General features: G+C 40.5%; 10 protein-coding genes. 5 read left to right on the top strand and 5 right to left on the bottom strand.

The features are described 5' to 3' along the window. Positions 1-76 precede the first annotated feature (76 nt). From DBZ36_RS20565 to DBZ36_RS01120, 3 genes are all read left to right on the top strand, one after another. The gene (locus DBZ36_RS20565; protein WP_199711744.1) at positions 77-241 is read left to right on the top strand and encodes a hypothetical protein; all 165 of its coding nucleotides are present in this window, start codon (positions 77-79) and stop codon (positions 239-241) included. A 141-nt stretch (positions 242-382) separates the two neighbouring features. Beyond that, positions 383-1,432 (top strand): hypothetical protein, encoded by a 1,050-nt coding sequence (locus DBZ36_RS01125; protein WP_147394977.1) that lies wholly within the window; start codon positions 383-385, stop codon positions 1,430-1,432. A 207-nt stretch (positions 1,433-1,639) separates the two neighbouring features. Then, complete coding sequence (locus tag DBZ36_RS01120; RefSeq protein WP_120353080.1) at positions 1,640-1,822, top strand: MbcA/ParS/Xre antitoxin family protein; 183 nt, start codon at positions 1,640-1,642, stop codon at positions 1,820-1,822. 177 nt (positions 1,823-1,999) lie between these two features. Here DBZ36_RS01120 and DBZ36_RS01115 read toward each other — a convergent pair whose 3' ends face one another. Next, positions 2,000-2,431, bottom strand: coding sequence for a hypothetical protein (locus DBZ36_RS01115; RefSeq protein ID WP_120353079.1), 432 nt, complete (start codon positions 2,429-2,431; stop codon positions 2,000-2,002). A 619-nt stretch (positions 2,432-3,050) separates the two neighbouring features. On the opposite strand from DBZ36_RS01115, the gene DBZ36_RS01110 reads away from it, so the two are divergent. Together DBZ36_RS01110 and DBZ36_RS20450 are read left to right on the top strand one after the other, a co-directional pair. After that, positions 3,051-3,818 (top strand): hypothetical protein, encoded by a 768-nt coding sequence (locus DBZ36_RS01110; RefSeq protein ID WP_120353078.1) that lies wholly within the window; start codon positions 3,051-3,053, stop codon positions 3,816-3,818. 22 nt (positions 3,819-3,840) lie between these two features. Continuing rightward, on the top strand, positions 3,841-4,122 hold the full coding sequence (locus DBZ36_RS20450; protein WP_147394976.1) for a hypothetical protein: 282 nt from the start codon (positions 3,841-3,843) through the stop codon (positions 4,120-4,122). A 210-nt stretch (positions 4,123-4,332) separates the two neighbouring features. Here the strand turns inward: DBZ36_RS20450 and DBZ36_RS01105 are convergent, their stop codons facing one another. The 4 genes from DBZ36_RS01105 to DBZ36_RS01090 all read right to left on the bottom strand — a co-directional run bounded on the left by DBZ36_RS01105 (position 4,333) and on the right by DBZ36_RS01090 (position 12,328). Beyond that, on the bottom strand, positions 4,333-7,587 hold the full coding sequence (locus DBZ36_RS01105; protein ID WP_120353077.1) for a type I restriction endonuclease subunit R: 3,255 nt from the start codon (positions 7,585-7,587) through the stop codon (positions 4,333-4,335). After that, positions 7,584-8,741: a PD-(D/E)XK nuclease family protein gene (locus tag DBZ36_RS01100; RefSeq protein ID WP_120353076.1), complete on the bottom strand. Its 1,158-nt coding sequence runs from the start codon at positions 8,739-8,741 to the stop codon at positions 7,584-7,586. The genes DBZ36_RS01105 and DBZ36_RS01100 overlap by 4 nt, the downstream gene beginning before the upstream one ends. A 100-nt stretch (positions 8,742-8,841) precedes the next feature. Further along, positions 8,842-10,635 (bottom strand): restriction endonuclease subunit S, encoded by a 1,794-nt coding sequence (locus tag DBZ36_RS01095; RefSeq protein ID WP_120353075.1) that lies wholly within the window; start codon positions 10,633-10,635, stop codon positions 8,842-8,844. Continuing rightward, the gene (locus DBZ36_RS01090; RefSeq protein ID WP_120353074.1) at positions 10,622-12,328 is read right to left on the bottom strand and encodes a type I restriction-modification system subunit M; all 1,707 of its coding nucleotides are present in this window, start codon (positions 12,326-12,328) and stop codon (positions 10,622-10,624) included. The genes DBZ36_RS01095 and DBZ36_RS01090 overlap by 14 nt, the downstream gene beginning before the upstream one ends. Positions 12,329-12,718: the final 390 nt, after the last annotated feature.

The following is a 12,718-nucleotide window of genomic DNA, read 5'->3' as shown; positions in this document are numbered from 1 at the left end:
CTCAACCTCAGGTGTCGTAACCTTGGTTGTGCAAATGAGGAATTAATCCAAACAACAAACTTAAAGGAAACTAGTCATGGCTAACTCGAAAGGCTCAAAATCTAGTAGCAATACACCAAACAACAATCGCTCAAATGCTTTGAACCCAAATAACGCGGCATATACTGCTCAAATGAATAATCGCTCAAATCAACTTAACCCCAACAGCCCTGTTTACCCGACAAATGTCATAAAAAAATAGGTGACCAAATTTATTGTGCCACTACAAGACAATAATAACTGTACGCATACTTCATACAACACCGCAGTAGTATGCGTATAGAAAGGAGTTTTTACATTGATAAATAGGGGAATTATATTCAATAACCTGATAAGCACTTGGGTGAAATCCAACCTACATAAAGATGCGAATGATGCTCTGTTTTGGCAACGCCTATTGCGAGTTACCACAGGTGAATCGATTGGCTCCGATAGTCAAATCATGCGTAAGTTTCGGCAAGGTGAAATCCAACCGCTGTTCAACGAACTAATGAAACAACAACGTTGGGATGACCAAGAAATTGCTGACAAAATAACCCGCTATGATGGCGTACCCGATAGTGAAATTGGTGCTTGGATATTGGTGCGTGATTTTTTTGAAACATATAGAGATGCAGAGGGGATGTCGGCATCTCATCAACACTATTTCAACTTTGTTTTGGCACACTGCCAACTTGAACGCTCACTACTGATGAGTAAATCGACGCTGCCATCATTTAAGGAGTGGCTACTCATAATACAAACGCCTAAACAGTGCCAAACTGATTTAGGCATGTGTGAAAGGGAAATAAAGCGATGTCTTTATTGGGCGGCTCTTGGCGTATTAGATATATGCATAGCGACCAATAAACGAGATAGCATTTTCAGTCCATTCCTACCAAAGCTAGCGAAGGGAAATACTTCTATTGTGTATTCATCTAAAGTAATGATTACAGAGATTCTAAAGAAGCTTAGCGATGGTCCAAAACCCTTGTCAAAAAATGAATTTTATAAACGAATATACATCAAACAAAGAACGAGCTCTGAGTACTGCAACTTCCATGGTCTAGAAACGTTATCTCCTAAGAGCCTAGAGCTGATAGACCCCGATTACGGTACCATCAAAAAGAAAATTCAACGCTATGAACGGTCTGGGTTTATTACAACCGAACACTACTTAGCATATCTGCGTATTCACTTTGAGGCTTATCCTGATAATGGAAAACTTCAAGATGGCCACAGCGCCATTTTCTGGTCCTTTCTTAACATGTTCAATTATTTACAACGTAAGTGGATTAACAAGGGCGTCTCCGGTTCTGTAATTGTGGAGTACTTTCAAACCTATGAAGACTATGTCAAATTAGTTTTCAAACGGTATGATGAATTTGTACTTACTGACGAACTGATGAGTTAACAAAAGCTTGCCATACTGAGTAATTTAAGCCCAAGTATGATTTTAAGAATAATATCAGCTCCACTCAATGGACGAGATTTCCCTATACAATGGCCAAGGTGACACGTAATAGCATTCAGCAACGCATTGAATTGACTAACTAGTCAGATAGCTAACTCTTAACGTACGCTAAACTACACATACAGTAGACATTTCGGAGATGATGAAGTGACAAAAGAAAAGGTTTTAGCATATGCAATAGAGGTTTTTGGCTCCACGCAAAAAGCCGAAAGGTGGTTAACCAAAGCGAAAAAAGAATTCGGTGGTGAGTCCCCGATGGCGCAACTTGAAAAAGGTAATACGAATGAAGTCAGAAAGTTATTAGATAGAGTAGCTAATGGATATTTCTGAATTAGTTCTGCCCCAAAATACTTCAGTTAAGTTTATCCGTAGAGTGAAGAAAGCGAAACCTAAGTGATACCTTTTGTCATCATTTGGAATTCAATGTTCCTTCCCTGTTAAGTGACTCAAGAATGTCTAGCAAAGTCTAGGAAGTCCAGTATTCAGCTAATTCGTCTCCTACTCATTTTATTTTGATACCCTAGACTGTTGCCTTTGCTCGCGTTGAGCCTCTTGTCGCCTCAGCTGTAGATATTCTTGATGTAATTCAGCTGCTGAATAAATAAAGTCATCGCACGGTTGTAGTTTCTGAGTTTCGGTCCTATAGCCTTTTAAGTATGATTCTCGTTCGGCATTAGTATTAACATATGACTCTAGCCAATTATAATCAGACTTATATCTAGCATAGGTTTCAGGATGAAATGATTTCTTACAATGTTCTAAATTTTTTGTAAAAAATCCAAGGGCTAAAGCCTCCGACGGATTCTCAATGAGGTCCTTCCCTAGTATCTCATCTGTGTATGCATCTACAAAAGCACTGCTACATCCAGAAATTGCAATGGATATAAATATAGGTATCAAAGTTATTTTTAAAGTCATAACTAGCTTTATTAATGTCATTGTTTTTCTTACATTTACGAGGAGCTAATTGCACTCAAGAAATCAATTTATACACTATTTAAACCCTTATTCTACTCCAAAAGCAGTTCTAACAAAATGCTTAAATTCGTTCCAGGTGCAAAAGCGCAGCTTCCACTGGACTGCAAAAAGTTGCTGTCTTTTAGCTAAATCGTTAACACCAACAGTTCCATAATTCCGCTAATCCGAAACACTTTTGAATAAGTGACCACCCAAACACGTTTATGTCCAAAAGTGGGTTTGTGCAGTTAATACACTTCTGCCCCATTCTGTGCCAGCAACATCCAACTTCTCATTCTACTTAGAGTGGCTTTGCCCTACTTTTTCATACCTTGGGTACACCAGTGGTAAGCATTTTTCCCTATAGGAATCAATTTCAGAGGTTGTAATCACAAGCATCATCATTGGTGAAGCATGCTTCGCTAGGCATTGAGGATCGAAGCTTACATGCCCACTAAAAAAGGATTTTTATACTCCTAAGCAATATCACAAAGAGATTCATGTCTCGGAAGTGGAAAATTCTCATTCATGTTGTTTGACAAAACTTACAGTATAAAACAGACTTCACAGTATATGTAACATTTACTATGAAATAAACATTATGAGCAAAGTAATTAGACTTCCAGAGAAAACCTATAAACGACTAGAGCGTCACTCGGTAGGATTTGAAACTCCAGTTCAAGTAATTGAAAAGATGATAAATTATTACGAATCAATGGAAACATGCGACGAAGTTCAATATGAATGTTTGGATTTAGAGCTGTTAGAAAAAGCATTTGAACGAGTTTTCGAAGTCAAACCTCGTAAATTCGGCCAAAAATCGAATCCAATTAGCGGGTTTAGTGACGATGCAAAAGGAGTACAATGGAATATTGGTCTTGTAGCAGCTACCAATAATATCAAGCTTGGAATTAACTTAGAGGGTATGTCTTACTCAAATACTTGGCCAATTTCAAGGTTTATTGAAAATGAATTACAAACGGGAGATCTTATCAAGCGTTTTCCGCTGAAAGATGTCGCGGTGAGATTTGACAGAGATGCATGGCAAGTATCCTCGCGCCTACCGATAGAAGAAAAAACAATTTTGAGGGAAAAAATCAGTTGTATTTCTGATGCTCAGTGGAAAGAGTCATTAGTAGCAGGATTAAATTGCTTAGATGCAGACAGGAAATACAAAGGCCGAACAAAGCAAAATGTCACTCTGATACCATCAGGAAGGTTGTTAGAAAGAGAGGTTTCACCTCATATTTCTTTCAAGCTCAAGCTTGTTCCTGAAGAAAACACTTTGGATTCTCTGTGTGAGGCTATTAGTGAGGGACGAAGTAAGCTCACTAGTCTTTATGATTACATCAAGAAAACCTCGTCCTAAATTGAACTAAAGGAGATGAATTGTGCCGCTACTAATAGTTATTTATCTAGTTTTATCTTACTACTATTCTTGGTGGCCTTTTGACGAAACTAAGCGTTCCATAAATAGCAGTGAGTTTAATGTTTACGTTTTCTCAAGTTCTGGAAGTGAGTATTTTCTTGGACGAGCAAAAGGTCTGGAGCGTTGTGGTACATTGGCTCGTTCCTATGCTGCATCAGATAATGCCTTAAGCTCTGACTGGTCATATGTTTGTTGTCGGATTGCTGATGGGAGTCAGTGTAAGTCAAAGCATCGATATAGGTAATGTCACAACTCATCAATACGAGACACCAAGCGGAGCGACTTTCGATCCCCCTAGTTATCCATAAATTGCGAGTTTAGCAAAGCCACTGAAACGATTATGTCCAGTTGTTTGTCACGATTTCAGTAAGCAGGTTGTACGATCTGCTTGTGATTCACTATCTGGTCTTTAATGTCGAGTAAGAGCTACAACAACTGATGACTCTATTCCTGCTTAGTTATACCACCCTTCCGCCAATACCTCTGCTTGCTCAAGAACAAGCTTAATCGCTTCTTCAGCGGCATCCGGTGGGTACTTCCACCGACGAAGTAAACGACGCACCAAATTGCGCATTCGTGCGCGTACGCTGTCTCGCTTTTGCCAATCTACTGTCGCAGATTTACGCAATTGACGCGTCAACTCAATGGCTAAACTTCGTAAGTTGTCATCTCCTAGCTCACGAACCGAAGACTCGTTCTCAACTAAGGCCCGATAAAAGGCTATTTCTTCAACCGAGAGGTTTAACCTTTCTAGCATTTCTGCATCTTCTTGCATCTCTTTGGCCCATTGAATCAGCTCTTCAATGACCTGCGCGGTTTCAACGCTTCGGTTATGGTACTTTTGCAACGTAGCCATGATGCGATCTGAGTACTTTTTCTCCTGCACTACATCATTTTTCATTCGAGCTTTAACTTCATCGCGTAGCAGCTTTTCAAGTAACTCTACCGCAAGGTTTTTCTCTTTCATGTTCTTCACATCTTCCAAGAACTCTTCAGAGAGCAACCCTATATTGGGTTTATCAAGCCCAACCATGCTGAAAATATCATCTATACCATCTGCGACTATCGCGTTATCTAAAATCTGTTTTAGTGCTGAATCGCGTTCCTCATCAATACGTTTTTTATCGACTGTAGAATGTTTTAGAAATGCGGTTTTGATCGCAGAGTAGAACGCTATTTCGTTTTTGTACCCCTGGACTTCATCCATGGTATTACATAGTGAATACGCTTTAGTGAGCGCAGCCATCACATCTAGGAAACGACGTTTTCCGTCTCGCTGTTCTTTTCCGCTGTGTTGGGGGGTGACTAAGCCAGAAATATGGTTCACGGCGCCAACAAGCAGCTGCAGACCTTGTGTTTCAAACTCAGGTCGATACTGGAAAACTTTACCGTCAACGGGGCTGGCAAACATGCCTCTAATAATGTCTATTTTTTCCATCAATACTGCAAACGCTTCCGCAGTATCAACTGTTGGTTGGCCTTTGCCCTGACTATTGGTATAGGTTTTTAAGGCATTCTTAAGCTCGCTTGCAATACCTATGTAATCAACAACTAAACCTCCGGGCTTATCTTTAAAGACACGGTTTACACGTGCTATCGCCTGCATTAGGTTATGCCCTTTCATCGGTTTGTCGATATACATTGTATGACAGCAAGGCGCATCAAAACCTGTTAACCACATATCACGAACAATAACCAACTTAAGCTCGTCATCCGTATCTTTATACCGTTTCTCAAAAAGCTTTTTAGTTTTCTTATCATGAATATGAGCTTGCATTTTTTCTTTGTCAGAAGCACTCCCCGTCATCACTACTTTAATCGCACCCTTATCTGTATCTGAATGATGCCACTCGGGTTTAATCGCCACAATTGCGTTGTAAAGGTCGACACAGATTTCTCGACTCATTGATACAATCATCGCTTTGCCAGGGAAAGTTTCGCCGCGAATCGTAAAGTGCTCCACTAGGTCTTTAGCAACTTGTTCAATTCTAGGTTCGGCACCCACAAGCTTCTCTAACGTCGCCCATTGCGATTTTACTTTCTCTCGATCAGCTGTTTCATCGTCTTCACCGATCTCATCTTCTACTTGGTCATTGAGTTGCTCAATCTCTTCTTGGTTAATATCAAGCTTGGCAAGACGCGATTCGTAGTAAATAGGCACCGTAGCCCCATCATCAACAGCATCTTGAATATCGTAGATTGAGACATACTCACCAAATACACCACGGGTATCTTTATCATCCATGGCAATTGGTGTACCGGTGAAACCGATAAATGATGCATTCGGCAGTGCGTCACGCAAATACTTTGAGTAACCAAACACATATTTTTGGCCAGTCGCTACGCCGTTCTTATCTTTTGTTTCTACCAGTTTAGACTTGTTACCGTACTGGCTTCGATGTGCTTCATCTGAAACTACAACAATGTTGCTGCGTTCGGATAGGATCGGATGCACCGTTTCGCTATCGAATAACGTAAACTTTTGGATGGTGGTAAAAATAATTCCACCCGATTGACGATTGAAAAGTAATTCGCGCAACGAATCCCGGTCATCGGCTTGTTGAGGGATCTGCTTTAGGGTTTCTTGGGCCATGCCAAAAGTGTTGTATAACTGGCCATCCAAGTCATTTCTATCTGTTACCACAACAATGGTCGGATTATTCATGACAGACTGCTGCAAGAGCTTGCTGGCATAGCAAACCATCGAAATGCTTTTACCACTGCCTTGGGTATGCCAAACAACTCCCGCTTTACCTGAGCCGGCTTGGATTTTTTCTAAACCTTTGGTTGAAGTCGTTCGATAATTAGGACTGTTATCGGCCACTTTCGGCAAATGAACATCTGCTTGCTTCGCTTTTACGGTCGCTTCAACGGCAGCGCGGACAGCATGGAATTGGTGATAACCAGCTATCTTCTTAATAAGTTTATCGCTGTCGGTTTCAAAGAGAACAAAATAGCGGATGTAATCAAGTAACAGGTCTTGCTTAAAAAAGCCTTTCACCATGGTTTCAAGCTGAAATTCAAACAGAGGCTTATCATCTTCGCTCGTGATGGTTTTCCACGGTAAGAATCGCTCCTTATTGGCTGTTAAAGAGCCTACACGAGCATTCACACCATCGCTAATGACCAACGCTTCATTAAACACAAACAAGTCAGATATTTCATCTTTGTAGGTTTGCAGTTGATTGTAAGCACTCCAAATATCCGCATGTTCATCTGCTGGGTTTTTTAGTTCGATAACTGAGATGGGCAAACCATTAATGAAAGCCACCACATCAGGTCGTCGATTTCCTTTGCTACCGGTGATCGTAAACTGATTGACCACTAGAAACTCATTGTTATCCGGGTTGTTATAATCCATCAAGCGAGCATGCGTATGCTTGGTCTTGGATTCACCATCTTCGAATACTGTGTATTCGATAGGAACACCTTCAATCAGGTATTTGTGAAAAGATCGGTTACTTTTTATTAGTACAGGGGTGTCTGGCGTTGAAACCACTTTAAGCACTTCATTGATTGCGTCGGCCGACAACTCAGGATTTAGGACTTCCAATTGATTGAATAAGCGGTGTTCAAGCACGACCTGGTGGTAATTATCACGCTCTGGAGACTCTCCGTCTGGCGCAATTTCATAACCATTTTTATAAAGGTACCCTTGGCCAGTGAACCAATCTAAGCATTGTTGTTCGAGTTTGTCTTCGGTGATCATCCCATGCTCCTATCTTGCAATTCATTACAAAACGATTGGAACGAATCACACCCAAGAATTAGTTCCTGCATTTCAGACATTTGACGAAAATAGGTCTGTTGCTGTTTATCTAATGTATTGGCATCACCAATAAATTCTGACAGGTTTCTATAGATTATTAGAGGGTGCCACTTGTTAATTCGATTTCCTTTCTCTGTACGATCGCTAATATGCCAGCCTTTGGGAATTTGTTTTCTTAAGTGGGCTACAAATCTATCGTAATAGCCCTTATCTTTTAGAGAAAGAAAGTGTTTTTGGTTAATACTGAGAACTACCGCTGCGATAGGACCCTCTTTCAATAAATCTTCAATCAAGTGATCAGAGCCATCCATAACAAAACCAAAAAACAATCCGGGTTTCCAAGCTGGGGGATTATCTTTGACAAACGAAGAAAATGTTAAACCGACGCGCCCCCATTGGTTTATTTTACGATTCTCGGGAATAGTGAAAACCGTTGCGTTTTCTTGATTCAAAAGAGGCCACGACAGATTTCTAGAACGTTCCGAAATATTCGTGAGTTGCTTATCTAGTCTTTTTACTTCGTTATAGTACGCGACAGATAGTGGATTTATTGGGGAAACATCTACCAATCCATTGTTCTTTAAGAGGTCTACAAACTCACTTCTAATCCAATCCAATTTGCCATTTTTACTATCAATTTTTTGTATTTCTTGGGCAACCTCATGCCAACATAACGCTATATTAGGGTTCTGCCTATGTTGCCCAACATGCGCAGAAATTAGGACAATGGCATGTCTTTTATTCAAGTGCTCTTCAGCATATGCTCTATAATTGTGAAGTTGTTTATGGTGAAGCTCAGACCAAACCTTATGTTCAAAGATGACACAAAATTGGTCGTCTTTTGAGTACCAAAGCATATCTGGATATTTGCCATTAAAGTTGACTTGGGTATCAAGCGAATCTGATTCTGCAAGCTGTTCAAACGACAAGCCTTGATCGCTTCCTTTAGATTGTAAAATTATACAAAGTGCTTCGCGAACCTGTTCGTCGTTTCTCAAAAGCCATGCGAAAGCTTCGGTAATAAAATTCTCTATTGGCGATGTCTGATGACTTGAAGCATATTTACTAATATTGACAAGTAGGCTGTTACTCATAGAAATCCTTCACAAATGTGTTTAACTCATTTTGTAGCTCAATATCTAACAGAAATGTCTGTGTACAAATCCCTGTTTATCTCATCGCTTATTTATGGTTTTAATGTTGAACAATCGTATCTAGCAAGTAGACATTTGCCCCATCCAATTTGACCAGACCCAACGACTCCAAATACTGCAACCTTTCTCCGACCTCTTGTTCGTCCATGGTTTTTAGGTTCAGGTGTTCAAAATTCCGTCGTTGCGATAGTAAAATTTCATCTATAGTGCTGGATTTTGCATAGTGTATTGAAGTTAATAAAACACAATCTCTTGGTTCAATAGCAATTTTAGTACCGAAAATGCCTTGGCATACTTTGTTTAGCAATCCAAGCGGAATCACATTGTTTACAATAAAGCTACTGCCATCAAGAATAACTCCGACAGCAGCATTTCCTGCTAGCTCATTATATCCACCGTCAATACTAGTAAGCTTATTCAGTGCTTTTATTGCTTTGGGGAGTCTTACAAAAGTTCCCCCTTCAGAACCATAAGGTCCTTTGGTACTCATAAAGCAAGCAATATCGCGATTGGCCGAGCTTGATTCATTTAGGTATTGAGAGAGATCGCTATACTTATCATCATGTTCAGGTTCAAAGCCTATGGCGTTTAGTAAATTATCAGCCAGAGTATCTAGGATTTTTCCTTCATCGTTTAGCTCGATTTCGCCGGAAAGCAATTTAGGGAGTAAGGTATCGCGTAGACTGGCTAAATCAATATTTTCAGCATTTTTGCTGTACTGCCCATCGAGTAAACTACCAACTAGCTTACAGAACTCTTTTTGAACATTTGAAGGTGGAACCAAAATGTCAATCGTATCGAGATCTTTACGCTTGATACTTGATTGTACTGTTGTAACTAACCTTGCATCCATGTCATGTTGAAAACGGTGAGCTTTGATTGTGTAAAACATATATTCAGGCTCAACGATTTTGCCGAAGCGTAGGCCTAACACATTCTGAGCTATACCAAAATTTGTGTTCTTAACAAATGATGTCCGACCTATCGTACCAACTGTTGAGATAAGAACATCTTTAGGTTCCACATGGACTCTGAACCAAGTATTAAATGTTTCTTCAGTAACTCGTTTATCTGTGTTCAACTTTGGAAATGCAGAACTTTCAGGTAAGTGTTTCACCTCAACGAGAGGTATTCCATTCTCAACGATTGGTGGTGTCTTTCCTCGATTATCAACATACTTGTCGATAACCTTCTTAAATGGCTTAACTTCCCATCCTTCAGGAATCAAACCCAACTCAGACTCAACGAGCTTTTCTGGGAATAGCGAGGCAGTAACAGCATCCATCCCCTCTGGGTGCTGACCGTTCATTTTGGCTTTAACTGGATCAAAATCGACAAACCACGATTTGAAGATGGCTTGTGCCATTTGTTCTAGGGTTTGGTTAGTTTTATTGTTCAATCCTATTTTGTGATCAAGTAGTGCAAGCTTATTTCCTAATGCTTCTCTTTCTGATTCAGTACCAGGAATTCTGATTGAAAGTGCGTGAGCATTATCTCTATTCAGCCCCGGCACGGCGCTATCAGAGTTCATTTTTTCCAAACCTAATGAACGAAGTAGGTAATAAGTAAACCTTAGCTCTCCTAGAGTTTCTTTCTTAACATAGAAGGCTGTATCTATAGGCCAAAATGAAACCTCTGATAAATGAACGGCACCGACACTACCTTTTCGACCAATAATAAGTCCGGGGCCATCTATAAAAAAGTCATTGTGATAGTCTATACAACCATTTGAACCAAATACTGGGTGCTCACCAACTTGTCGCTTTGTTTTGGGTAACCCCTTGCCATACACAAACGGGCTGTATTCACCTACGGTTGAATCAATCCAGTTCATAACCCAACCCCGCTAGGTTCTTCTTGATTTCAGCTTCTAGTGTTGTTGATTGAGCAAACTGTTCACTCAACTTAGAAGTCAGTGCGTTCATCTTCTCACCAAACGGAACACCGTCATCCTCTTCCTCAGCCGCACCCACGTAACGACCCGGAGTGAGCACAAAGTCATGTTTGGTGATTTCTTCAAGCGTTGCTGATTTACAGAAACCTGCTTGGTCTTCATAAGCCACACCGTGGACTTCTCCACCTGTTTTCCAAGCATGGAATAAATCAGCCACTTTCTTGATATCATCAAAGCTGAAATCACGTAGTACACGGTCTTTCATGAAGCCAAGGTTACGCGCATCAATAAACAGCACTTCACCTATACGACCGCGCAGCTTACGACCTGCCTTATCAACGCGAGAGTTCTTATTCTTAGTTAAGAACCAAATACAGGCAGGGATCTGTGTGTTGGTAAACAGTTGACCCGGAAGTGCGACCATACATTCAATCAAATCATTCTCAATTAATGCCTGACGAATAGCGCCTTCGTTGTTAGTTGTTGAACTCATAGAGCCATTTGCCAACAGCAGCGCCTGAGAGCCTTCAGGTGCTAGGTGGTGAAGCATGTGCTGCATCCATGCGAAGTTCGCATTACCAGATGGCGGTTGCCCGTATTTGAAGCGAGGGTCGTTATCGTCAACACCCGTGTTCCACTCTTTCATGTTGAATGGAGGGTTTGCCATGATGAAGTCAGCACGAAGATCAGGGTGCTGTACGTTGGTATAGGTACTTGCTGGCTCTTTACCAAAATCGTAATCAAGACCACGAATAGCCATATTCATCGCCGCTAACTGCCACGTTGTATGGTTGTATTCCTGACCGTAGATAGAGATCTTCTGCTTCTGCGTGACGGCATCTACCTTCTTCTCGTTTGCATGGCGCTCAATAAACTTCTCTGATTGAACAAAGAAACCACCAGAACCCATTGCTGGGTCATATACGCGGCCTTCGAAGGGTTCAATCATCTCAACAATCAACGTTACGATTGATGCTGGGGTATAGAACTGCCCACCTTTTTTACCTTCTGCAAGCGCAAACTGACCAAGCATGTATTCGTATACGTGACCTAAGATGTCTTTACTGTTTAGGGAGGCGTGGTCGAAGGGAATGGTAGCGATTAAGTTGATTAACTCGTTCAACTTGGCTTGGTCAATTTTCATTCCCGAATAAAACTTATTCAGAACGCCTTTAAGTTTTTTATTGTCCCGCTCAATGCCTTCAAGCGCGTTATCAATGAGGTGTCCAACAGAGCTTATTTTTTTAGTTTTACCGTCAATTTCTAACTCTGCACCACCAATAACCAACGGGCCATTGTCTTGCAGAAACTGCCAGCGAGATTCAATGGGTAGCCAAAACACGTTTTTCTCGGTGTAGAAATCACGTTGTTCAAGCTCGATGGCAATCTCTGCCGCTAGCTCTTCTGCTGTGTAATCAGTAGGATCTAAGTAGTATTCATGTTTTGGGTTAGCTATATCAGCTTTAATTTCATCCTGACGCAGTTTAAAAGCATCAGAAACATATTTAACAAAAACAAGACCTAGAACAACGTGTTTATATTGTGAAGCGTCTAAAGAACCACGCAATTTGTCGGCAGCATTCCATAGCTTGGTTTCAAGGTCTTTCAAAAACTGCTGTTCGGTTTGATTCATTTAGATTATCTACTTAGAAAAATATTGCAGCAATCATAGCAAATCGACTAAACGCATTCCTGATAGATATCTAATTTAAAAGTGAATTTTTAACCATCTATGCCCAAATTCGGTATGCCTTATCCCTCCAATATTCAAATTGACTGTTCCATTTAAAATCACTAAATCTATTCAAGGGTTCAGCAAACAACAAACACTTTAGCAATTGCCCACTGTCAGTCCGAAATCTCTTTCAAAAAGGATCTCACCAGATTCTACGTTTTTATTGACTCTATTATTTTTAAGATCTGTAACTAGCTAATAAATAATGGGAAATAAAAAACAGCATGAGTGAGATCGATCTCATCGAAAACTACGATTAACAAAAACATTTCGAACTTGTGACAAATA

This window comes from Alginatibacterium sediminis (assembly GCF_003610775.1).
In the GTDB taxonomy this organism is placed as follows: Bacteria; Pseudomonadota; Gammaproteobacteria; order Enterobacterales; family Celerinatantimonadaceae; genus Alginatibacterium; species Alginatibacterium sediminis.
Note: the sequence above shows the minus strand (reverse complement) of the source record. Positions and strands in the feature narration are given on the sequence as shown.